This is a genomic window from Cellulophaga sp. HaHaR_3_176, assembly GCF_019021925.1.
Taxonomy (GTDB): domain Bacteria; phylum Bacteroidota; class Bacteroidia; order Flavobacteriales; family Flavobacteriaceae; genus Cellulophaga.
Genome location: NZ_CP058990.1, coordinates 826,487 through 852,410, shown reverse-complemented (window position 1 = coordinate 852,410; position 25,924 = coordinate 826,487). Strand labels below are relative to the sequence as shown.

The following is a 25,924-nucleotide window of genomic DNA, read 5'->3' as shown; positions in this document are numbered from 1 at the left end:
GATTGGTTAGTGGTTGTGTGTAATAAGGGGGATAATACATCCTATTAATCCCCTTTATTTAAAAAAATTAGTAAACGATATTAAAGATTGGTTAGTGGTTGTGTGAATAAAGGGTAGTACTAATTTTAGTTACTGCCCTTTATATTTGATAAAATTTTAAATGATGGTTTTTGATTTCCTAGTGAATCTAAACAGCCAAAAAAATGTTGCTTTTTTGACTTCCAAGGTAAATTGCCTGCAACTGCTTTTGGTACTTTTTCAAAGTCATACAAAGTCCAAAACATAAAAGGTATTTTTTCTTGATAAAGTACTTCTTGCATTTCTTTATAATACTCGAACTGTTCTTGCTCATTAGCTCCCATATACAAATTCCAAAGTCCTTTATAAGATGAAACTCCATACTCTTGTAAGAGTTTAGGCTTATTGTCTGGCACTCTATTTTCTAAAACAGTATATGCGTCTTTAAATTTACTAGCTTCTCTATAATAATGATAAGATATAAAATCGACTTGATTAGCTAATTCTACAGCTGTTTCTGGTGAAGACCATCCTATAGTTACCGGATGATTTCTGTCCCATCTCTTTATATTCTCCATCATTTGTTTAAGCCAACCTAATACACGTTCACGACCTCTCGATTCAAAATCTAAATCAGGTTCATTTTTTAAATCCCAACCTAATAATGCAGGGTGGTTTCTAAAAGTTTTTACTATAACTTCTGCATGCCTATTCGTTAGTGTCCAATTTGAAACATCGTAATCACCATAAAAATCAAATAATGTTATTAGAACTTCTAATTCATTTTTTTCAGCTAGGTCTAATACTATTTTGAGTAATTGTACTTTTTCATCTTTTACCAAACTCTTACCGAAATCTTCATATTGAACAAAAATTCGAATACTATTTAAGCCCATTTTTTTTATAATCTTAAAATCTTTATCGATTACTGAATCATTAAATTTTTTACCAAAAGTGTCCCAGGGGGAATCCTTAGGATAATAATTTATTCCCTTTAGGTTTTTTATTTTTTCTAATGTTAAGTTTATATTTCTATCTGCTATTTTTACTGTATCAATATAATTTTCAATTTCATTTAAGTGTCGTATTCTCCAAAAACCATCTTCTAAAAGCATCATTACGTGGTAGCTTGTAGTATCTTTTTCTTTATGTAATAAACTTTCTCCTGTATATATTTCTTGATATTCTTCTACATTATGATCTTTAAATACTACCATAGTACCATCCGTACTATAAAAATCTATATCTCCATTATGTTTTAAAGTTGTACGTTTATACCAGTTATTGTTTTTAATGTTAAGATCTATATTATCATATAAACGTACCCGAGCACTATCTGTATAAAAATCTTCTATTCCGTAATAATCATTTTTCTTAAAGGCAATATTGCGTACATGCCATGCATTTAAATAATCATTAGTGATTTCTCCTAATGTCTGTTCTTCTATAGGTCTACCTGGGTTTTCTAAATTAGACCAATGAATTTCAGGCCTATAAACTTCATCCATAGGTACTTCTAAATGCAGCATAGATGTTCTGTCGGCACCGGTATTTAAAAATACCCAAGCTGAACCTATACCTGAAATAATAAGTGCATTCATAGCAACGAAAGTTGTAATAATTACAGTTCTATAGAGTGTTTTATTTAATTTAAGTGCCATTTATTTGTTTTGTAAATTCTTTCGTAATACCTGCTGCTTTAATTACTAGCCTATAAGTACCATCATCTAAATATTCTGGACTAAGAAAAATTGAACTAACCCCCTCTTTAGTTGTAGTTTTTTTTGTTTCAATAAATTCTCCGTTTTCTGTATAAATATCTAGTTGCACCAGAATACCGTCGGGTACAAGCTGTTTCATGAAACTTTCTATTGGTCCTATATCTATGTTTCTGTTATGCTTAGAAAAATAAATTTGGAAATCGGTTATTGCTGTTCTAAAATCAACATCTATAACGTTACTTTCTGACGCACCTGTAATAAAAGCTTGTACATTCCAATTTGCCGCTTCTGAAGGGTGTAGAGTTCGTGCCTCTACTACTCCTGATATTGTTGTACCAACGGTATATAAACGAAACTTTTTATCGTTCTCAATTATAAAAGTCACTAACGTTCCATCACTAACAATGTTACCAAACTCATCTTTTATAATATCAGATTTTAATTTTAAGATTTGATTACCATCAGCGTAATCATGGTCTTGAAAAGCTTTAATTTTAAAATTTGTTGAGTTTGATGGAAAAACTATTGTAGTAAGTTCTTTTGATGTTCTTTCGTTACATTCAGATGTTACTAATATTCTACCTGCTTTTGTAGTCGATCGAACATTATACCAAGCCATCAAATCAGTAGTTTCAACTTTATATTCATTTATTAATTTTTGAAATTGTGATTTTATAATAACTTCAGTGCCTTTAATTACGGTATTATCGAAAATGTCTGTCGGAGATATAACTAGCATTGAATAATCTTTATAACCAGCAGTTATACTTCTTGGACCAAAATAAGTTTCCATGTTTGTTCCTTTCTCTACATTAGGACTAATCTCAATTTTACCTTTTAAAATTGTTTGACCTTTTTCTAGTAACTTCCAGTGGCAAAAACCTGATTTTCTTGAAAAATTGGTCGGTAATGAAAAAATAATTTTTTCATTTTTAATTTCTGGATTTAATAAAAGAGTTCCAAAAGCATTTTTAATATGCAACTTAACCTCTGCTGATTGATTATTTATCTTAAAAGGAATAATGATGGAATCGCCTGCATTATATTTTTTGTTTTTAAGCAATAATTCAGCTTTTATGACTATAATATTCAGAGGCTCTTCTTTCTTTGAAGAGCACGCTAAAAAAATAAAACAGATTACTATGTATACCAATTTATGCATACTATTTAGGGTTTCCGATATAACTATTAATTTCAAATTTAATATACTCAAAGCCAATACCTGAAAATGGCTGAGTTTGACTAGGTCCATGAGAAAAATTTCTATCCGGAAAAATTTTATCAGCTATCGCAGCATTAGGTAAACCATTTACAAAACAGTTGGTTAAATCACTTTTAATAACCTTTAAACTATCTAATTTTTGTGGTTTATAATTAAAAAATTGCTTTCGTTGAATACGTACACCTTCTGGTATAAATGAGTGGTCAACCCACACTAACTCATGCTTTTTATCATAATATGATATAATTAATTGAGGTATAGTTACTTCTTGAACGCCAGAGTTAAAAAGCACGCCATTAAAACCCTGTTCTGTATATTCTAAACCTTGTAAAGCTACACCTTTATATAAATCTGTATTTGCTACATTACCGGCTGATTGTATATTAAATTTTGTAGGTTGATCTTCAAAATTCATTGGTGTAAATTGATCTGGATCAAAAGTAGGTGGTAAAGTATCTTTTGTAGATGACCAAGCTATTCCTTCGAAATTTATTTTAAAAGCTGTAGTTTCTTTAGGCATTAACTTATGCTTCATATGATATTTTGCATTATAGTTTGCTAATTCTTTATTTAAATCATTATAAAGAGTTGCTTTTATAACTACATCGGCAGGCACATTATCTACATTCTGTATTTCACCAATAATACTAAACTGCCCCCTATTCTTGACCAATTTAGCACTTAATATTTCCAAAACAGGTTGCTTTAAAACATCTTCATGATAAGTTTGTTGTGTTGTGATTTTTCTTCTACCATGATTATAAAATGTTGTACCATTTGCAGTAAATAGCTGATCTGGAGGAATATCATTATCCGATTTAGTGGGTTTTAAATACCATTTACTTTTTCTTTTTACCAGATGATGAAAACTACTACTATACAAATTTTCTAATGGTGTAATCCATGTTGTATTAACTTTCGCCTTTGCACTAGTTTTAGTTTCATCATAAATTTCTATATACAAAGAATCCATTTTAGCATACGAACTTAAAATACCATCGGTTACGGAAACCTCTAACATGTATTGAGCAATATCAATATTACTATCAGGGTCCAAATAAGAATGCGCTCTATTAAATTCTTTAAAATCTAAAGCATCATAGTATGCCTCTACCACATTATTTGCAGAGATTTGAGCTACATTTTTCATGTAAAACAAATAAATACCGTACCCTAAGCATACTAAGACAATGAAAGCCCAAAAATGCGAGAATATTAAAAGTTTATATGAAAAATTTTTATAAGGCAATTCCAACTTCATAAAAGATGGAGGTTCAATTTTTTTAGATTTTAAAAGGCGTACCCAAATAAGCTGTATATTTATAATAAATGCTAACAGCACTGTCGTTAATGGTATTATCCCCCACATTATTTTCATAATGGTAGGCACGTCTTCCTTTGGAATAATCTGTGGTATAGGCGGTACATTTAATTTTTCCCACACCATAATTCCATTTTCTAATTGCTGCAAACGCTGCCAACCACAATAGTATAATATAGGGTCATAGAATTTATCATTAGAAAATATATACTTTAAATTATATTTCTCTGGTACAGTTAAAAATTGCTGTAAAGAACCAATACCTTCTACTCCTCTGAATTTAGAATTTTCAATGCGTTCAATAGCTCTAGTGGTTAATTCTGGTAAACGTCTAGCAGAATGGTAATTACCATCTACTGTCATAGCCGTTGTTTGTGCAGATAGCCAAGCCATTTGATCACCAAACCCCAAAGGTAAATACCGCCACGAATCGTGTGAATCTGCTCCTAAAAAATTTACGATAGGTAGTATATTTATTTTAGCAGGTTGCGACGGCCTAAAGTATCCTAATGTCATTGTAAAGAGTACCATAAATAACATTCCACCTGCCACCAAACCTCCTAAAACTCGATGGTAAACCTCTCCAAATTTTTCTTGTACGAGCACTTTTAAATCGCCCTCTACCATTCTATAGGCAAACTCTGCAAAAATTGGTAAGGCCATTATAGTTGCCCATAAAGTAAACCTATCTAATGTAAGAATATTAAAAGCAGTTTCTCCCAACATCATTAAAGGTATTGGTGTTGTACCACCTGTACCTAATATAGTTAATAAAGCAAAAGATAACCCGAAGAAAATATACCTCTTACTAAAGTATCTATAAAAAAAGTAAGGCAATACAAAAAGAAAAATACCCCATGGAATTATAAAAAAAACTAAACCTGATGATGTAATTTCTAAAAAATTATCACGCGAGCCATGCGGAATTGCTACTTGCGTTATTGGATTTCTTTTAGAATTATACCAATATGGAAAAATACAGAAAACGATTAAAAAAAGACTGGTACCACCAAACTTGACAATCCGCCAAAAGTGTTTTAATGTGGTATTCCAAAATATTTTAAAGGTGAGTTCTTTATAGGAATTTACACGCTCACGAGAAGCATCCATTACAGCCATACCTATCAAAGGAGCTATAAAAAATACCATTCCAAAAATAGGTGTTACATGGTGTGAAGTTACCGTAACTGCAAGCATAGTCACACTCGTCAAAAAATACCTAATCTTTCCTGTCTTGATCCATAAGTATATTTCTGTCATGGAGTGCAAAAGAATTGAAAGTGCTGTAATACTTGGTAATTGTCCAAAAATATGAAGCGTTTCTACAAATGTGGAGGAAAATACAGCTAAGACGGCACCATAACCTGCAATTCTCCTACTGCCTGTCATTAATAAGGTATATCGATAAACACCGGTTATAAATAGCACAATAGCCAACAATGCTACCGTATACATTCCAAATTTTAACCCACCAATATAAGAGAGTATACCTATAACTTGATGTACTAATGGCGGGTAAGATTGAACTGTAAAACCTGTATACCACCTATATTCCCAAGGGTCAAACCATGAGTTTGCATAATGATCTGCGAAAAACAAATGTATTAAGGCATCATACGTAGATTCTAATGTGAAGAAAATTGCAGAACCGTGAAAAGCAAGTCCTACAATTAAAGCTAATATTAAAAGTGTATTGGTTTTTTTCTTCATTTAGAAATTTCAAGTAAGAAAATACAACAATACCAAAGATATAAAATATAAAATTTAATAAGGTTATACAACAAGAAACAAAAATAAGCGTTATAAAATAGTTATTTACTTTTTAATTTGTAGGAAATTACATCTAAAATAAGGAGAATAAATGATTTAATTAACTACAAATAAGGTATTAAGACCTACACTTATTTATAATTAAACTAATATAAAATGAAATTATAAAACTTCAGTTATAAATTTATTAAGAAAAAATAAAAAAAACCAAGCTATCCCATGAAAATCTTAGCCATTGATGATCAACAATTAATTCTACTATCATTAGAAAAAAGACTAATAGAATTAGGATATGATGTAAAAACTGCTGATTCAGGTAATATAGGTATAGAAATTTTTAAAGATTTTAAACCTGATTTAGTTATTGTAGACATTAACATGCCGGGCATGTCTGGTTTAGATGTTGTAAAGCATATTAGAATTGAACAAAAATCTACTACTCCTATAATGGTAATGTCAGGTAATACCGATGAAAAAATTATTGTAAATGGTTTTGATTTAGGTATAGATGATTATATGAAAAAGCCGGTAAGCCTTAACGAGGTAGCTGCTAGAGTAAAAAGAATTATAGGTAAACCAGCTATTAATACTGAAAAAAGTAATTCAGATGGCCAAATGCTACAAGAATACTGCGTTGGTGTTGTAATACCTTGTTATAATGAACAAGATCGACTCTCTGGTAAAGAATTTAAAGATTTTGTACATAATAACTTAGGCTATCATTTATGTTTTGTTAATGACGGTAGTACTGATAAAACTCTAGAAGTTTTAGAAGAACTTAGAAAAGGAAATGAAACGAAAATTAGTATTTTTAATTGTGAAAAAAACGGAGGAAAAGCTGAAGCTGTTAGGCAAGGTGTTTTACATATAGCTAAAGACCCTCAATTAGATTACATAGGCTACTTAGATGCCGATTTATCTACTGATTTTAGAGATTTTGATGATTTAGTTAGAACCATAGAAAAATCAGACTTTAAAATTGTAAGTGGTTCTAGAATGAGTAGAATGGGTGCTAATATTACTAAAGAATCTGCTCGAGCTCTTATAAGCAAAACTATAAACCTCATTATTAGATCTATATTAAAAATGCCCTTTAATGATACACAATGTGGAGCTAAAATAATGGATAAAGAAATCGCCGAATTAGTTTTCGATAAAAAATTTATTACACGTTGGTTATTTGATGTTGAAATTTTTATGAGAATGCGTAAGCATTACGGTAGAGAAAAAGTATTACAAATTATTTGTGAACAACCTTTAAAAAGATGGATTCATGCTGATGGTTCAAAACTGTCAATGAAAGATTCTGTAAAAATTGTTGGGCAATTAGCAAAAATTGCTGTGCATTATAATTAAAAAATTAAATTGTAGTTCCATACATTTTAAAATTGTAGTTGTTAAAAAGCCTTATCATTATTATGATAAGGCTTTATTTATTATAAATTTTCATCAATTTTCCTTTTAGCTAAACTACTTGCTATTACTGTTATGATTAAAATTTGGGTAGCATGAAATAACATTAATGGTAACAATATAATACCAATAGCTCCCATATTCCCGAATATAATTTTAGAAAATACGGTACCATGTACTAAAGATTTTTTTGTGCCACAAAATTGAGCTGTAATTTGATCTTCTTTATTTAAACTTATTTTTTTAGCAATTACCCCTGTTAAGATAAATACTATAGAGAATAAAAATAATGCTCCAATAAACAATAAAAATAAATCTAAGATTGAAACTGAACCAAAAATATTTTTAATAAAAGATTCTGAAAAACTTTTATAAATTATCAGTAAGATAATTGATTTATCAAAAAGTGTAAGTTTACTACTATACTTTTGAGCAAAAGTATTCAAATACTGTTGCAGTATAAGCCCTACCACTACAGGCAAAACTATTTGAGCTATTAGCTTAATATAGATTTCTGTAAAATCAAAATCGGTATGTGCATCATTAATAAAAAACCCCATCCAAAGTGGTGTAATAGCAATACCAATAATACCCGAAATACTGGCATTAAAAATAGCCCCTGGTATATTACCTTTTGCCATTGATACCATAACTACTGACGATGATACTGTAGATGGTAACGCAGCTAAAAAGAAAAAACCTAACCAAATTGTTTCTTGCGCTTCGTTTTGCAAAAATGGTCTAAATAACAATACGAGTAGAGGGAAAATAAAAAAAGTAGTACTTTGTACTAGTAGGTGTAACTTCCAGTTTTTAATACCTGCCTTTAATTTCTCTGGCCCTAATTTTATTCCATAAAAAAAGAATATTAAAGAAATTCCTACCGTACTAATAGTATCTATAGGTATCTTGCTTTGTGGCCCACCCCATTGAGGAAAAAAATAAGCTATTATTATTACTAATATAATAGATAAAACGAATTTATCAATCTTTATTTTCATGATGTTTTTCAACTATAGATAAAACGCGAAGTAACAATATTGCTAAACAAAAAGGATAAAATATTTACTAAATTTTGACTATTAAAATTAATTAAATTCATCTCCTTTTTAGTTTTTTAAAGTCTTAAATAGTTTTATTTTATACTTACTCTAGCATTTTTATAGTAGCTATTGTTCTAAATCCTGTATGATCCGAACCCGAATCTGGACTCATGCCCATTTTTGCAGAAATTCTAAAACTAGCGCAATAGGATGCATGACATAAAAAAGAACCTCCTTTTATAATATATTCTTGTTCGTAAGGGTTACTAGGGCTATATGCTTTATCAGCTCCCTTAGGGTTTTTTAAAACCTTAGTTACATCTAAATTTTTATAATAATCCACATTAAACCAGTCACCTGTTATCTCCCATACATTACCTAACATATCATATATACCAATAGAATTTGATGGATATGATTTTACAGGAGCTATTAATGCAAATCCATCTACTGATTCATTTTTAATAGGAAAAACACCTTGCCAAGTATTTGCATTATCATTTAAAAGCTCAGGCGTATTACCCCAAGTATAAATATTATTATTTAAAGTACCTTGAGCTGCTGATTCCCACTCTGACTCTGTAGGCAACCTTCTATTTGACCATTTACAATATGCTATAGCATCTTCATAAGATATATGAACAACAGGGTAATCTTCTTTACCTTCAATTGTACTATTTGGCCCTTCAGGATGTCTCCAATTAGCACCTATTTTCCAAGTCCACCATTGGGTATAATTCTCCATCGATGCTATTTTGTTTATTTTTTTATTAAAAACTAAACTGCCTGGTTGTAAAATAGAATCATGAGGTTTTGGCGTACCCGCAGGTAACTGTGTTTTTATTTCTTCCCAATCAATTTCTCGTTCAGCTACTGTTATATATTTTTCCGCTTCAACAAATGCTTTAAATTGCTTATTGGTTACCTCGGTTATATCCATAAAAAAACCATCAACACTAACTTGATGGCTAGGCTTTTCTCTATGCATGGCATATTCATCACCTTCTTTTGCCCCTTGTATAAAAGTTTTTCCTTTTACCCAAACCATTCCTGCTGGGATTTTTATATTATTTGGTTTATCTATTAAAATTTCCTGTATTGATTCTTTTTTAGGTGTATCAATTGATTTTTCTTTATTTGAATTTTTACAATTTATAAAAAATAAAGCTAAAAAAACATATGGATAAATAGTTGATAATTTGAGTACTCTCATTCAAATAAAAAATTTTAGTATTGTTCTACATCAATAGCTAAAACTATAACTTTTATTACTTAGAAACCATGCTTTTATTGTTAAATATGGACCATTTTATATTAAAACCTAAAAAAAGTTGATTTGAAAAATCTACTATTGGAAAATGAACAAATAACAGCATTACAAAATTTGAAAACTTTAAAAAATTAAATATGCTTGTAAATTCTATATGTTATTTTTCTGTTAGTGATTACTGATTTTACTCTTATGTTTAAAAGTACAGCTTCAGACGTTACAAGTGTAGAGCATGCATAACTCTCATTTGATAACAATACTCTAAATAAGAATCCTTCAAAAGATTTGTTTACATTATTTATCGTTAAAGTATCAGTTTCTATACCAGTATAGCTAGCATAATCTATTATATTAGAAAAAGTTGCTCCATCATCTGTACTTATTTGCCATTGATATTTAGTAGTACTTGATGCTATTACAGAAATAGTACCAGAAGTACCATCAAAAATAATAGTATCCTCAGGAGCTTGTGATATATTAGGAGAAGAACTTGCTTCTTGATAATCTGGTGTCATGTTACCATCACCATCCCTAGGGTTTGCGTAACCTCCTTGACCGGTAACTACTCCCCAAGAATCAATCATAACTGGTGATGTCCCTAGATAATCATCATTATCTGCATCTAAAAATCCTGCTTCAATAACATCATTACATCCATCTGAATCACTATCAGGTGATAAATAATCAAGTATGTTGTCATTATCAGAATCTTTAATTTCATAATTTATAGTTCCATTATCGTATTGAGATACAGCTTGTACAATATCTGGTATACCATCGGTACCTACCGAGCCTGTTAATTTACCATCTACAAGTGCTTGTCCATGACCAGCTTCTATAGCATCATAAATACCATCATTATCACTATCTAAATCTAAGCTATTTTGTATTCCATCACCATCAGTATCTTGTGGAGTGCAATTAGTAATAAAACTCTCATCATTAACAACAAAAAATATAGGATCTGCATTAGCCGAAATTTCAAGACGAAATATTATAGCTCTCTCTCTTTCTTCAGGAGTCAATCCAAATTCTGATAATTCAACAGCTGCAAGACGAATATTTTTTTTAGAATTAACACCACTTCTACTATCATTTGCATTATACTGATCTACATTTGAAGTACCTACTATTGGTGCGTTATTCCAATTTACTTCAACTCCATTACCCAGGTAATTACCATCCTCATCAAGTAAGTGTAATCTATTGTAATTTGCTCCACTGCCTAACAATGCCCCTTGAGTTAATAAAATATCCATTTCTCCATCGCCATATGCAGGTGTATTTGAACCTCCTAAACGAAAATACCATACATTATCTATATTGGCAATTGCATATCCCATATCTAAACCTCTTTCCCCTTGGTATAGGTATGGGTTAAACGGTATACCACCTGATGTAAGTTGTGGCCCCAATGCATTCGCATTACTCCCATCTATAGCTCTACCTTCTAAACGCACTCCTGATTTAATTTTTGTTACTGGTCTAAGTGCTGTCCATAAAGTCTCTTCAACGGTAATATTTCCAACACCATTTCCATCTGTATCCATAGCGTCATAGCGGCCATTACTATTAGTATCAATCATATTACTTGATCCAACACCTGTAGCATATGTTTCAGTACCTACTTCAAAAGCCAAAAGTTCTGATACATTATCATAAGCTGTCGGGTTAATTGAGCCAACAGATGAAGACCAAAAGCCGCTATAATTAGTATAAATAGAAGTAATATAATTAGTAGATATTAAACTTGATGGAGGAGTACCAAATGCTGTATTTATCTCACATCCATCTTCATAAAGATCAGGTATACCGTCATTATCATCATCTTCATCAATATCATCAGTAATACCATCACCATCGCTATCTTCGATAGGTTTATAATAATTGATTTGACTCGATGTGTTCGAATTTTTGTAATTATAAAAATTTAAGTTATTAGGAGTAACTGGATCAAAAAAAAAAGTAAAAAAGGTAACCGGGAAAATTAAAAATACTATTATAGCTGCTGTATACCTCAATTTAAATTATATTTTAAAATTCGTGTTTTAATAAAAGCCCTAGTAGCCTTTTTAAAACTAATCTAAACTAGAAAGTTTTTATGAAAAGTAAATTTTTAATGTTGTAAGCAGAATATTTTTCACTGTAAATCGGTAAAATATTGTTGTTTCCTACAAAAAAATAATTGCAAAATTATGCAGTTTATCATTACATAAACTTGCTGACTACTTGCTGTTCTCCTTATAATAAATAGCTCCTTAAAAGAATTATCATATACGAATTACATGTTCAATACAATATAATACTGAGTGTTAATTATGAGAAAAAAGTGAATATACTTTCTATACGTTTTTTATAAAACGATTAAAAACAAAAAGCCTGCTAATTTACATTAGCAGGCTTTTAAAATGTAGTCGGGGTGGCAGGATTCGAACCTGCGACCTCCGCGTCCCAAACGCGGCGCGATAACCGGGCTACGCTACACCCCGAGTGGTTATCTAGCTTTTATAAAAAGCTTTGCGGAGAGACAGGGATTCGAACCCTGGGTACACTTTTGATGTACGACGATTTAGCAAACCGTTCCTTTCGGCCACTCAGGCACCTCTCCAATAACTGCAATTCTATTTGAATAAAATTGCGGTTGCAAATGTAATTTTTAACAAGCTATAACGCAACTATTTTTTGAGTTTTTTTTCACTTTATTGATACTACTCTGGATACTCGACTCTTAGGTGATAAATATTAATCAGTTTTTGTTTCAAAATCTTCTTAATTGATTCAATTTCTTTAAAAGTTATGTTTGCATTTAAGAACTGATTGCCTTTCATTTGGCCCGCTATAATTTTATTAACGAACTCATCAATAATTAAAAAAGTTGGGTTTTTAAGACTCTTTGAAGCTGCTTCAATAGAATCTGCAATCATTAAAATTGCTGTTTCTTTTGAAAAAGGAATTGGCCCAGGATATCTAAAATCTTGTTCATCTACATTTTCACTTATTTCTTGCTGTTTTTTATAAAAATAATAAACTAACGAAGTACCATGGTGTACTCTTATAAAATCGATTATTCTATCTGGTAAGTTATTTTTTCTTGCTATCTCAATTCCGTCAATTACATGATTTATAATTATTCGAGCACTATCAATCGGCTCTAGTTCATCATGTGGGTTTACGTTTGTAATTTGATTTTCAGTAAAATAGGTTGGGTTATTCATTTTTCCAATATCATGATACAAAGCTCCTACCCTAACCAACATTGCATTAGCACCTATTTCATTAGCGGCTGCTTCTGCTAAATTTGCTACTTGTAAAGAATGATGAAATGTACCTGGAGCTTTGTTAGAGAGCTCTTTTAATAGCTTAGAATTTGTGTCAGACAATTCTAACAAGGATACATCTGATACTAAACCGAATAATTTTTCGTAAATATAAATTAATGGTTGAACGAATAATGTTATCATTCCATTTAATAAAAACAAACCGAATAAAAACCACTCAACATCATCCAAATCGCCTTCATGTATAATATGGAAAGCAAAATAACCTACTATATATATTAATGTAATTTGACCTACAGATATAAATAAATTTACACGCTTATATAATTCAGAAACCGTTAAAATAGTAATGATACCGGTTATTATTTGAAGAAATATATATTCAAAGCTGTTAGGTACAACAAAGCCTAATATAAGCACAGCAAGTACATGTACAAACAAGCCTAACCTTGCGTCAAAAAATGTTTTTAAAATAAGGGGTAGTATACATAACGGAACTACAAAAACATAACCATCATCATACTTTACCACCATGGTGGTAATAAACACCATAAAAATTATATTGAAAAATATAAATGTAACTTTAGTATTATTATCAAAAATATCTCTTCTGTATTTTTTTAGAAAAAGGAATAACATCATTAATACTAAAGCCACCAAAACTGCGTACCCACAAAGTATGTAGTAATAATTATTTGAAGCCCACAACTCAGATTCATACTCACTTTTAATAGAGTTTAAAACTTTATAATTATCCGCTTCTACAATTTCTCCTTTAGCGATAATAAGTTTTCCCTGATCTATAGTACCACGAGTATATGACAGCTTAGAAAGCTCATCGTCTAATACTTTTGTAGATAAGCCTGAATCATAAAAAACATTAGGCTCTACTATATCTCCAAATAATTGTTGAAATTGCCTACTATAACTATCTAATTTTTTCTTTTTTATAACACTCGATACAACATCTTTTACTTCTTGCTTACTATAAAGTTGATTTGAGCTTATTTTTTCTTCTTCATTGTTTTTAATAAGATTAATAATATTTTTTGACAGCTTAGTTGACTCATCTAAAACAACACCTTTGGCATATAATTCATCTAAGATATCTTTTCCTGCATTATAAAGGTAATCTAAAGACTTAGGGTTATCTGACTCTACATTTTTAAAAACTTGATTAACTTCAGTTCTTAAATCTTCATATACTGCTTGAGTAATTTTAGTATCGTAATTAAAGTAAAGTATCTGATTTTCCTTAACTACTTGTTTTTCTTTTTCAATTTCTTGATCTGTTTTTTTTATTGAAAAATCAAAGGGAGCATAATAATTATCGTATTGCCAAGGCTTCCCTTTTTGGAATTCGTATTTAAACTTCCCCCCTTTCGGGAAAAAGAAAACAATTAATACAATAGATATTATATAAATGAAATATTTATATACTGTAGATTGATTTTTATATAAATTATCTAAAAATGCGCTCATGTGCTTTTATATAGTATCAAAAATAGAAAATATTAGTTTATGATAGAGTTTTAAATATAGTAATACAGCATATTGCAATAAATTAATCTTAACAATAATAATTCACCTTATTAAAAAAAGTAGCTATTGTAAAAAGATTATTTATAAGCTTTTCACCTCGTTGCACTTAAATTTATTAATTTCGCAATACTAAATTAAATCATGTTTATGAAAAAAGTAGTTATCGTTTCTGCAGTTAGAACGCCGATAGGTAGTTTTATGGGGAGTCTTTCGAGTGTTCCTGCTCCTAAATTAGGTGCAATCGCTATAAAAGGTGCTCTTAATAAAATAAACTTAGATGTTAATTTGGTTGATGAAGTTATCATGGGTAATGTTGTACAAGCTGGCACAGGTCAAGCTCCCGCTAGGCAAGCTGCTATACTAGCTGGGTTACCAAATACAGTACCATCAACAACAATTAATAAAGTTTGCGCTTCAGGCATGAAAGCGGTTATGCAAGCTGCACAAGCTATTGCATTAGGCGACGCTTCTATTGTTGTAGCTGGTGGTATGGAGAATATGTCTCTAATTCCACATTATGTTCATTTGAGAAATGGTCAAAAATTTGGACCTACTTCACTTATAGATGGTATGCAAAGAGATGGTTTGGTTGATGCTTACGACAATAATGCGATGGGAGTATGTGCCGATGCATGCGCTACTAAATATGAGTTTTCAAGAGAAGACCAAGATAATTACGCAATACAATCGTACACAAGATCATCAGAAGCTTGGGCTAGTGGTTCTTTTTCTAATGAAATAGTTCCTGTAGAAGTACCTCAACGAAGAGGAGAGCCTATCTTGGTTTCTGAAGATGAGGAATTTAAGAATGTTAAAATAGAAAAAATACCTGCATTAAGACCTGCCTTTTCTAAAGATGGTACAGTGACTGCTGCAAATGCATCTACCATTAATGATGGAGCTGCTGCTTTAGTTTTAATGAGTGAAGAAAAAGCTAAAGAATTGAACTTAAAACCATTAGCTACTATTGTTAGTTATGCTGATGCTGCTCATGAACCTGAATGGTTTACTACAGCACCAGCCAAAGCACTTCCAAAGGCTTTAGACAAAGCTAATTTAACGCTAGACAATATTGATTATTTCGAATTTAATGAAGCTTTCTCTGTTGTAGGACTTGCTAACATGAAAATATTAGGTTTAAATGATTCTAATGTAAATGTAAATGGAGGTGCAGTTTCTTTAGGTCACCCACTTGGTTGTTCTGGTGCAAGAATACTTGTTACCCTCATTAATGTATTGGATCAAAAAAAGGGCAAACTTGGTGCTGCAGCTATATGTAATGGTGGCGGTGGAGCATCAGCAATTGTAATAGAAAAAAATTAATATTATTTAAACTCTAAACTGTAAAGCATACGTATGCAATACGGCATTTGTCCTCTTAGTGTTATTCCTGTTAGATTAATTGCAGATGAAACAAGTGAAATGGTTACCCAACTTTTGTATGGTGATCATTTTAAGGTTATTGATACGCGAAAGTTTTTTAGTAAAATCAGAATCACACATGACAATTGTGAAGGGTGGATTAGCAATCAGCAATTTCAGATAATTTCAGAAGAAGATTATATATTAATAAATACTACTGAAGTTAAATATTCTACTGATTTAATTGCCCCTGTAATTACTGCTGATAATATACTAATTCCTTTAGTTTTAGGTTCGACTATAGCGCATGCAAATTTACTAGAACATACTTTCGAAGGCAATTCAATAAATACCATTTCTAATAAAAATGAATTAATAAATATAGCTTCCTTATACTTAAAAGCACCATATTTAAGAGGTGGAAAAACTCCTTTTGGCATTGACAGTTCTGGTTTTACTCAAATGGTATACAAAATTAATGGCTATCATATATTAAGAACAGCTGCCGAGCAAGCTACACAAGGCGAACCTTTAAGTTTTATCGAAGAAAGTGAACCTGGTGACTTAGCCTTTTTTGACAACAATGAAGGCGTTATTGATCATGTTGGTATAATTATGCAAAACAATTATGTTATACACTCTAGTGGCATGGTACGAATTGACAGGATAGACCATACCGGTATTTTTAACTCTGACACAAAATCATATTCACACAAACTTAGAGTTATTAAAAAAATAATATAAAAAAAAGCCTTTACAAATTGTAAAGGCTTTTTTTATGCGTTAAAAATTTATTATTCTCCAATCAACTTCTTTAACCTCATGAAGTTTTCATTGTCACCTAAAGCACCATAAATATTTTTTAATTGCTCTAAAATACTTTTATTGTCTGGGTTTAATTTTAATGCATCTTCTAATACAGTTGCTCCTTGAGTAAACAAACTATCCTTTTTTTGCTTTAACTCATCGTATTTAGCAATGTCTGATCTTGAATTACCTAAAGAGTTCATTGCATCAATTAAACCGTTTCCTTCATTCACATATGTAGTTGAAAGGTTCAATTGAGCGTTTACATAACCAGGGTTAATTTCTAAAGCACGTAAATAAGCTTTTCTAGCTTCTTCAATATTACCTTGCTCCATACTTACAACACCAATGTTGTAAAATAAATCAGCGTTATCTGGCTGTAAAGCAGTAGCCTCTGCCATTAAAGATTTAAACTTTTCTTTATCTCCTAATTTAAAATAAAGGTTTGCTTCGTTTAAAATTAAGTTAACATCTTCAGGGTCTGTAGCACGAGCATCTTTATAAGCTCCTAATGCCTTATCATCTTCTCCTAATTGAGTGTAGATTAAAGCAATGTTTTTAATAATCTCAGATCTTTTTGAAGGAGTTTGAACTTCTTTAGGATCTTTGTAAGTTTTAGATTTAACCATCAAATCCCTTTGTGACTTATCCATTTCTTCAGCTTCACCTGTCGCTATATTTACAGCAGTGTATTTAACCTCTGCCCCATCATACCCTAAATCTTTCAATTCATTATAGTACTTTAAAGATTGCTCATATTCACCTCCGTTAACAGCACTACTTGCTGCATAATAAAGGTAAACTGTATCTTTTGGGCTTAATTTATAACCCATATATAACTTTTCAGCAGCTTCTTTATACCTTTTATTGTTGTTATCATCTACCGCAGAGTTTACTAAATCTGCTGTCATTGCTGATAATTTTTGTTTAGATTCTCCTGTATATTTTACTTTACCTGAAGTTTCTTCAGTTGCTATAGTTTCATTGTAAGCTTCAATAGCAACATTAAAAGCACTTGCATCTCCTTTTTTAGCTAACATTGCATATGTTTCACCTTTAAGGAAATAATATTGTGCTTTCATTTTTTCATCAGCACTACCAATTAATGCTTCTGCACCATCAATAGCTGTTTTAGCTTCTGCTGCGCTTCCTGATTTAAGCGCTTTTTCCGCAGCCTTTATCTCATTCTTCTGAGCGAATCCTACCATTGTACAAGACATGGCTGCTAGTAAAAAAATCTTAGTTTTCATTTTTGTCAATTTTAATTTTAGTGTTTATTCTTCTGTTTCGTTTTCATTATTATCAAGAGCCGTGCCATCTTCAGAATCAACATCTGCATTAGCTTCATCTATTTCTTCTATAGCATCTTCATCTTTCATTACTTTTGCTACAGCTGCTATAGAATCTTTACCTTTTATGTTAATCAACCTAACACCTTGAGTAGCTCTACCCATAACTCTTAGATCTTCAACACTCATACGTATTGCAATACCTGATTTATTAATAATCATTAAATCATCAGAATCAGATACGTTTTTGATTGCTACTAAGCCACCTGTTTTATCTGTGATAGAAATAGTTTTCACACCTTTTCCTCCTCTATTAGTTACGCGATAATCATCTATACTAGATCTTTTACCATATCCATTTTCCGAAACAACAAGTATTTCTTCTTCAAAATTATGAACAGAAACCATACCAATCACCTCATCATCATCACTTTGCAATGTAATACCACGAACACCAGATGCATTTCTTCCCATCGGTCTAGTTTTACTTTCTTCGAATCTAATTGCCTTACCAGATTTTAACCCTAAGAAAATTTCACTTGTACCTGTAGTTAATTTTGCTTCTAAAAGTTCATCATCTTCTCTAATACCAATAGCATTGATACCATTTTGACGTGGTCTAGAATATTGCTCTAAAGATGTTTTCTTAACAATACCTTTTTTAGTTGCCATAATAACATAATGGCTATTTACATATTCTTCATCTTTTAAATCTTGAGTACAGATAAATGCTTTTACTTTATCATCACTCTCAATATTTATTAAATTCTGAATTGCTCTACCTTTTGATGATTTACTTCCTTCTGGTATTTCATAAACACGCATCCAGAAACATTTTCCTTTTTGAGTAAAGAATAACATATACTGGTGATTTGTACCTACAAATAAATGCTCTAAGAAATCTTCATTTCTTGTTGAAGAAGCTTTTTGACCAACTCCACCTCTATTTTGTGTCTTATATTCAGTAAGTGGTGTTCTTTTAATATAACCTGCGTGAGAAATAGTAATAACCACTTGCTCATCAGGAATCATATCTTCCATACTTAAATCACCACCAGCAAAATTTATTTCAGAACGACGTTCATCACCATATTTTGCTTTTACTTCAGCTAACTCTTCTTTGATTATATCCATTCTACGCTCTTTACGGGCTAGAATATCTTTCAAATCTTCTATAGTTAATAAAATCTCGTCATATTCAGTACGCAACTTATCTTGTTCCAGACCTGTCAATTGACGCAGTCGCATTTCTACAATTGCCTTCGCTTGAATTTCTGATAACTTAAAGCGCTCCATCAAGTTTTCTCTTGCTTGGTCTGCATTATTAGAGGCTCTAATAATAGCTATTACTTCGTCAATATTATCAGAAGCAATAATAAGTCCTTCTAGAATATGTGCTCTATCTTCAGCTTTTTTAAGCTCAAACTCTGTTCTACGAACCACAACCTCATGTCTGTGTTCCACAAAATAGTGAATCATCTCTTTAACATTCAACATTTGAGGTCTACCATTTACAAGTGCAATGTTATTAACACTAAATGACGACTGTAAAGCTGTGTACTTGTAAAGAGTGTTTAACACGATATTAGGGATAGCATCTCTTTTAATAATATAAACGATACGCATACCGTTTCTATCAGACTCATCTCTAATTGTAGAAATTCCTTCTATCCTTTTTTCATTGACAAGATCGGCAGTCTTTTTAATCATGTCTGCCTTATTCACTTGGTAAGGAATTTCGGTAACAATGATACATTCACGCCCCTGAACCTCTTCAAAAGTTGCTTTTGCACGCATTACTACACGACCTCTTCCTGTATGAAAAGCCTCTTTTACACCATCATAACCATAGATAATTCCACCTGTTGGAAAATCTGGAGCTTTAATATGCGTTATAAGTTCATCAATTTCAATATCGTTATTTTCTATATAAGCTATAGTACCATCTACAACTTCAGATAAATTGTGAGGGGGCATATTTGTAGCCATACCTACTGCAATACCAGAAGCTCCATTCACCAAAAGGTTAGGAATTCTTGTTGGTAATACTTTAGGTTCTTTTAAAGAATCATCAAAGTTCAATTGGTGATCTACAGTATCTTTATCAATATCAGCTAACATGTCGTCAGCAATTTTACGCATACGTGCTTCCGTATAACGCATTGCTGCTGGGCTATCGCCATCTATAGAACCGAAGTTACCCTGCCCATCAACAAGCATATAACGTAAACTCCACTCCTGCGCCATACGCACCATAGAATCATAAACTGATGTATCACCGTGAGGGTGGTACTTACCTAAAACCTCACCCACGATACGAGCAGATTTCTTATGAGCACTTGTAGATCTAACACCTAACTCATACATTCCGAATAAAACTCTTCTATGTACTGGTTTTAAGCCATCCCTAACATCTGGTAAAGCACGTGACACAATGACCGACATTGAATAATCAATGTAAGCTGACTTCATTTCATCATCAATGTTGATAGGAATTAATTTTTCTCCTTCTGCCATTTTAAAATCTTAATTATTTACTAGGTTAAAAAACATGCCAATATACAGAAAATAGAAGCGTTCAAAACAAATCTTAGGTAGTTTATTCAAAAATTTATTAACATACCACTACAATCGATTTTTAATAAATTAAATAGTTTTTTATTGTTTATGTATGCTTTTTTCCGTCAATTAGATAATATTTATCGAATATAGGTATGGTATTTGTTCTATTGTGAGATAGATTTAGTATTTTTAATGTTGAAAGGAAAGTATATGGATGATAATTTTTCACCTAGAGTAAAAGATGTAATTGCTTACAGCAAAGAAGAGGCTTTAAGGCTTGGTCACGATTTTATTGGGACTGAACATTTAATGCTTGGACTTTTACGCGATGGAAGCGGCAAAGCAATTAGTATTCTTGACGCTTTAGATGTAGACTTAAATCACCTTAGAAGAAAGGTCGAAATTTTAAGTCCGGCTAACCCAAGTGCTAGCCCAATGCAAAAGGATAAAAAGAACTTACATTTAACAAGACAAGCAGAACGTGCTCTTAAAACAACATTTTTAGAAGCAAAACTTTTTCAAAGTTCTTCTATAAATACAGCACATTTATTATTATGTATTTTAAGAAATGAAAATGACCCTACCACAAAACTACTGCATAAACTTAAAGTAGATTATGATGGGGTTAAAGAACAATTTAAATCTATGATTACTAGTGATGATGATTATATAGATTCTCCTACTTCAGAATCTTTTCCTAATGATGCAGATGAACCTACAGAAGGTAAAGACGCTAATTTTGGAAGCAGCTCTAATCAGAAAGGAAATAAAAAATCTAAAACACCTGTTTTAGACAACTTCGGACGCGATTTGACACAAATGGCAGAAGAGAATAAATTAGATCCTGTTGTTGGTAGAGAAAAAGAAATTGAACGTGTTTCTCAAATTCTTAGTAGAAGAAAAAAGAACAACCCTTTACTTATAGGGGAACCAGGCGTAGGTAAAAGTGCCATCGCTGAAGGTTTAGCTTTAAGAATTATAACAAAAAAGGTTTCTAGAATTTTATATAATAAAAGAGTAGTTACACTTGATTTAGCTTCTTTAGTCGCTGGTACAAAGTATCGTGGCCAGTTTGAAGAGCGAATGAAAGCAGTAATGAACGAACTTGAAAAGAATGATGATATTATTCTTTTTATTGATGAAATTCACACTATTGTAGGTGCCGGTGGCGCAACAGGTAGTTTAGATGCATCAAACATGTTTAAACCTGCTTTAGCTAGAGGTGAAATTCAATGTATTGGCGCTACTACCCTAGATGAATACAGACAATATATTGAAAAAGATGGTGCTTTAGAGCGTCGTTTTCAAAAAGTAATTGTTGAACCTACTAGTGTAGATGAAACCATTGAAATCCTTAAAAATATTAAAGGTAAATACGAAGACCATCACAATGTAATATATACAGATGAGTCTTTAATTGCTTGTGTAAAATTAACGAACAGATATATGACTGATCGTTTTTTACCAGATAAAGCTATTGATGCTTTAGATGAAGCAGGATCAAGAGTGCATATCGTTAATATGGATGTTCCTAAGCAGATTCTTGAGTTAGAAAAACAACTAGATGAAGTTCGTGAGCTTAAAAATTCTGTTGTTAAAAAACAACGTTATGAAGAAGCCGCAAAGCTTAGAGATGACGAGAAAAAAATAGAAAAAGATCTTGCTTCTGCTCAAGAAAAATGGGAAGAAGAAAGCAAGTTACATAGAGAGATTGTAACTGAAGACAATGTTGCTGATGTTGTTTCTATGATGAGTGGTATTCCTGTAAATAGAATTGCTCAAACAGAAATTACAAAATTAGCAGAATTACCTAATTTAATAAAAGGTAATGTTATAGGCCAAGATGAAGCTGTTTTTAAGGTAGCAAAAGCTATTCAACGTAACAGAGCTGGATTAAAAGACCCTAATAAACCTATTGGTTCTTTCATATTTTTAGGTCAAACAGGTGTTGGTAAAACACAATTAGCTAAAATATTAGCTAAAGAATTGTTTGATTCTGAAGATGCACTTATTCGTATTGACATGAGTGAGTACATGGAGAAATTTGCTATTTCACGTTTAGTGGGAGCACCTCCGGGATATGTAGGTTACGAAGAAGGTGGCCAGTTAACTGAAAAGGTCCGTCGTAAACCTTACGCTGTTGTATTATTAGATGAAGTTGAGAAAGCACATCCTGATGTATTTAATATGATGTTGCAAGTTTTAGACGATGGTTTTTTAACTGACAGTTTAGGACGTAAGATTGACTTTAGAAATACTATTATAATAATGACATCTAATATTGGTGCACGCCAATTAAAAGATTTTGGACAAGGTGTTGGTTTTGGAACTTCAGCAATGAAATCACAAACTGATAGTCATCAAAAAAGTGTTATCGAAAATGCTTTAAAGAAAGCTTTTGCTCCTGAATTTTTAAATAGAATTGATGATGTTGTTGTCTTTAATTCTTTAGAAAAAGAAGATATTCACAAAATTATAGATATTGAATTACGCAAGCTATTAGCTCGTATTAAAGATATTGGATATCAATTAATCCTTTCTGACAAGGCTAAAGATTATATAGCTGAAAAGGGTTTTGATAAACAATATGGAGCAAGACCTTTAAAAAGGGCTATTCAAAAATATATTGAAGATGCCTTAGCTGAAGAAATCGTGAATTCTAAGTTAGAAGAAGGTGATACTATTTTCATGGATTTTGATGAAAAGAAAGAAGAACTTACTATAAAAATTGAGAAGGCAAAAAAAGAATCTGAAGCATAATCAAACAATTTAAATACTTTAAAAAGCGGAAAATTATTTTTCCGCTTTTTTTATGTCAAAAAAGTTCACTTTAAACCCTTTATAATTGCTTTTTTTAACTACAGAAAACTAAATAACCTTGTGTTTATGTAGTCATTTACTCTAAAAAAATCATCAACACACCTACCCTTTAGCTACTTAAACGATATTTTAGCTTTTTGTCTAGTATTTTTTAACATATTTATACTTAATTCTATTTTCGTCCTCGAGACACGTTATATAAAATATTGAGAATGAAGATCGAACAATCTAAGAATAAAACAGTCGTTCAGGAATACCACCTTGAAACTGGAGTTATTCAAGTTTACGATGATTACATGGTTGCCATCTTCGATGAAGGAGCGACTTTGACATTAGAAAATGCATTTCAAATAATAGGAATTTCTGAAATTCATTTTAGAATAAAAAAATTCGGATATATTAGTTTACGAAAAAACTCTTATGCAATAGACCCTACTGTATACGGCTATTTAAGAGAGATTGAAAACCTTAAAGCTTTTGCTATTGTTTCCGTAAAGGAAATAGATATGCATAATTTCAAAATAGAAAAACTTTTTTACAAAAATCCTATGAAATTTTTCATTCAATATGAAAATGCATTAGCTTGGGTAAAAAAAAGAGTTAAAGCAAAATAATAATATTAAAAAAGCCTATTCTTATAAGAGAATAGGCTTTTTTAATATTATTCAGGAGCTTCCTCCTCTTGAGGTGGCTGCTCTGGCACCTTAAACAAATCAATATAAGCATCACCTATATTATCAATTATAGCTGAAGCTGTCAAAGATTGATAACCATATTGCTCTACTGCGATATCACCTGCTCTACCATGCATGTATACACCAAAAATAGCTGCACTTAAAGGCTCATATTGCTGCGCTATCAATCCTGTAATTATCCCCGTTAAAACATCTCCACTACCCGCAGTTGCCATTCCAGGATTACCAGTCGTATTTACATATCCTTTATCTTTATAAATAGTAATCGTATTTGCGCCTTTAATAACAACAATACAGTCATAAGTAGAAGTAAAAGATTTTACTTTTTCAAGCTTATCAAAATCGTTTTTCCAATCCCCTATTAATCGCTGTAACTCTTTAGGATGCGGTGTTAAAATAGTCTGCGCTGGTAATTCATTTAATAACTCCTTATTTAATGATAGTATATTTATACCATCAGCATCAATAACTAGCGGTGTTTTATTTGCTTTCAAAAATTCAGAAAATGATTTACATACTTCATCAGAAGTACCTAGACCAATACCTATGCCAATTACAGTTGGTTTTATTTCAAAATCAATATTAGAAACCACCTTTTTATTATTACTAGTTAATACCATAACTTCTGGCAGAGCAGTCTGTAAAGGTATATACCCACATTCAGGCACTAAGGCTGTTACCAATCCACTACCCGAAAATAAGCACGATTTAGAACTTAACTGTACAGACCCCATTTTACCATAACTACCTCCAATAATTAAAGAATGGCCATAAATACCTTTATGAGCAAATTTTTCTCTGGGTATATATAAAGGTAAAACTTCGTTTTTACTTATTAATTCGTATGCAGTTTCTGTTTTCTGAAGATATTCGGGGTCTAGTCCTATATCTAGTATTTCCCATTGATTGATATAAATACCAGTTTCTGGTAAAAAGAAAATTAATTTAGGAGCTTGAAAACTTAAAACAAAATTTGATTTAATAATACTTTCTTCTGTAGCCATAACTTTATCAGGGAACAATCCCGATGGAAGATCTACTGAAAGTATAAATGAATTAGACGCATTAATATGTTGCATCAAATCTACAACCCATTTATCTGGCTTACGGTTTAATCCAATTCCAAAAATAGCATCAATAACAATATCTTCTTTAGAAATAACAGGAAAATCGTCAACGCAATTTATAAAATTAGGCCATACTTTTCTATCTTTTAAACGATCTAGATTTAATAAAAAATCTTCAGATCGCTTATCATTATAATTAACAACATAAACCTCAATAGCATAACCATGTTCTACTAAATGCCTAGCAACCGCTAATCCATCTCCCCCATTGTTACCTATTCCGCAAAAAATTTGAATTTTCACAGGCGCCCCTTGCAAACGTAAATGCATCCAATTAAAAATTTGGACTGCAGCTCGTTCCATAAGTTCGTCACTTTTTATTTGCTGATTTTTTATAGTAAACTTATCAGCTTCGTAGATTTGTTTTGCACTAAAAATCTTCATTTAATAAAATTATTTAAGATATACTGATGATTTCGTAAAAATTTCTGAAATCATTTGATAAAGAAACCAAAAATACTACATTTGGCTATATCTTTAAAAGATATAAAGAATCAAAATGGACAATACAAAAACTTTTTCTTCTTTTTTTACTAATTGTGGTACTACAACAATCACATTTGGTACAATTACCCCTTTGGGGTAAACTACTATATATTCGTCCGTTTCAGTATATGCATATAATGCATTTCTATTTTAATAAAAACAATCTATTTCTTTAAGT

15 protein-coding genes and 2 tRNA genes are annotated in these 25,924 nt (G+C 31.3%); 5 read left to right on the top strand and 12 right to left on the bottom strand.

What is annotated here, in order from left to right; translation table 11 throughout:
- Window positions 1-125 precede the first annotated feature (125 nt).
- The 3 genes from H0I23_RS03640 to H0I23_RS03630 are packed head-to-tail and all read right to left on the bottom strand — an operon-like array spanning window position 126 to window position 5,992.
- Window positions 126-1,679, bottom strand: coding sequence for a glycoside hydrolase family 2 TIM barrel-domain containing protein (locus H0I23_RS03640; RefSeq protein WP_216785106.1), 1,554 nt, complete (start codon window positions 1,677-1,679; stop codon window positions 126-128).
- Window positions 1,669-2,901, bottom strand: coding sequence for a hypothetical protein (locus H0I23_RS03635; RefSeq protein WP_216785105.1), 1,233 nt, complete (start codon window positions 2,899-2,901; stop codon window positions 1,669-1,671). Before H0I23_RS03635 ends, H0I23_RS03640 begins: the two co-directional genes overlap by 11 nt.
- A 1-nt stretch (window position 2,902) precedes the next feature.
- The gene (locus H0I23_RS03630) at window positions 2,903-5,992 is read right to left on the bottom strand and encodes a hypothetical protein (protein WP_216785104.1); all 3,090 of its coding nucleotides are present in this window, start codon (window positions 5,990-5,992) and stop codon (window positions 2,903-2,905) included.
- A gap of 279 nt (window positions 5,993-6,271) precedes the next feature.
- Between H0I23_RS03630 and H0I23_RS03625 the strand changes: the two genes are divergently transcribed.
- On the top strand, window positions 6,272-7,408 hold the full coding sequence (locus H0I23_RS03625) for a response regulator (protein ID WP_216785103.1): 1,137 nt from the start codon (window positions 6,272-6,274) through the stop codon (window positions 7,406-7,408).
- Between the two features lie 80 nt (window positions 7,409-7,488).
- Here the strand turns inward: H0I23_RS03625 and H0I23_RS03620 are convergent, their stop codons facing one another.
- The 6 genes from H0I23_RS03620 to H0I23_RS03595 form a co-directional block, all read right to left on the bottom strand.
- Entirely contained in the window at window positions 7,489-8,466 is a 978-nt protein-coding gene (locus tag H0I23_RS03620; protein ID WP_216785102.1) for a bile acid:sodium symporter family protein, read from the bottom strand.
- A gap of 145 nt (window positions 8,467-8,611) precedes the next feature.
- Window positions 8,612-9,721, bottom strand: coding sequence for a formylglycine-generating enzyme family protein (locus H0I23_RS03615; protein ID WP_216785101.1), 1,110 nt, complete (start codon window positions 9,719-9,721; stop codon window positions 8,612-8,614).
- Window positions 9,722-9,909: 188 nt separating this feature from the next.
- Window positions 9,910-11,799: a hypothetical protein gene (locus H0I23_RS03610; RefSeq protein ID WP_216785100.1), complete on the bottom strand. Its 1,890-nt coding sequence runs from the start codon at window positions 11,797-11,799 to the stop codon at window positions 9,910-9,912.
- A 393-nt stretch (window positions 11,800-12,192) separates the two neighbouring features.
- Window positions 12,193-12,267, bottom strand: a tRNA-Pro gene (locus H0I23_RS03605).
- A 31-nt stretch (window positions 12,268-12,298) separates the two neighbouring features.
- Window positions 12,299-12,386, bottom strand: a tRNA-Ser gene (locus tag H0I23_RS03600).
- A gap of 100 nt (window positions 12,387-12,486) precedes the next feature.
- Window positions 12,487-14,538: an HD family phosphohydrolase gene (locus tag H0I23_RS03595; protein WP_216785099.1), complete on the bottom strand. Its 2,052-nt coding sequence runs from the start codon at window positions 14,536-14,538 to the stop codon at window positions 12,487-12,489.
- A 207-nt stretch (window positions 14,539-14,745) separates the two neighbouring features.
- On the opposite strand from H0I23_RS03595, the gene H0I23_RS03590 reads away from it, so the two are divergent.
- Window positions 14,746-15,921 carry an acetyl-CoA C-acyltransferase gene (locus H0I23_RS03590; RefSeq protein ID WP_216785098.1) on the top strand — a complete coding sequence of 392 codons (1,176 nt, stop codon included), beginning with the start codon at window positions 14,746-14,748 and terminating at the stop codon, window positions 15,919-15,921.
- A gap of 33 nt (window positions 15,922-15,954) precedes the next feature.
- Window positions 15,955-16,704 (top strand): C40 family peptidase, encoded by a 750-nt coding sequence (locus tag H0I23_RS03585; protein WP_216785097.1) that lies wholly within the window; start codon window positions 15,955-15,957, stop codon window positions 16,702-16,704.
- Between the two features lie 50 nt (window positions 16,705-16,754).
- On the opposite strand, the gene H0I23_RS03580 is transcribed toward H0I23_RS03585, so the two are convergent.
- Both H0I23_RS03580 and gyrA read right to left on the bottom strand, forming a co-directional pair.
- Window positions 16,755-18,017 (bottom strand): tetratricopeptide repeat protein, encoded by a 1,263-nt coding sequence (locus H0I23_RS03580; protein ID WP_216785096.1) that lies wholly within the window; start codon window positions 18,015-18,017, stop codon window positions 16,755-16,757.
- A 24-nt stretch (window positions 18,018-18,041) separates the two neighbouring features.
- Entirely contained in the window at window positions 18,042-20,573 is a 2,532-nt protein-coding gene (gyrA, locus tag H0I23_RS03575) for a DNA gyrase subunit A (RefSeq protein WP_216785095.1), read from the bottom strand.
- A gap of 255 nt (window positions 20,574-20,828) precedes the next feature.
- Between gyrA and H0I23_RS03570 the strand changes: the two genes are divergently transcribed.
- Both H0I23_RS03570 and H0I23_RS03565 read left to right on the top strand, forming a co-directional pair.
- Window positions 20,829-23,378: an ATP-dependent Clp protease ATP-binding subunit gene (locus H0I23_RS03570; protein WP_216786017.1), complete on the top strand. Its 2,550-nt coding sequence runs from the start codon at window positions 20,829-20,831 to the stop codon at window positions 23,376-23,378.
- Window positions 23,379-23,650: 272 nt separating this feature from the next.
- Window positions 23,651-24,052, top strand: coding sequence for an STAS/SEC14 domain-containing protein (locus H0I23_RS03565; protein WP_216785094.1), 402 nt, complete (start codon window positions 23,651-23,653; stop codon window positions 24,050-24,052).
- 47 nt (window positions 24,053-24,099) lie between these two features.
- On the opposite strand, the gene H0I23_RS03560 is transcribed toward H0I23_RS03565, so the two are convergent.
- On the bottom strand, window positions 24,100-25,644 hold the full coding sequence (locus H0I23_RS03560) for an NAD(P)H-hydrate dehydratase (RefSeq protein WP_216785093.1): 1,545 nt from the start codon (window positions 25,642-25,644) through the stop codon (window positions 24,100-24,102).
- Window positions 25,645-25,924: the final 280 nt, after the last annotated feature.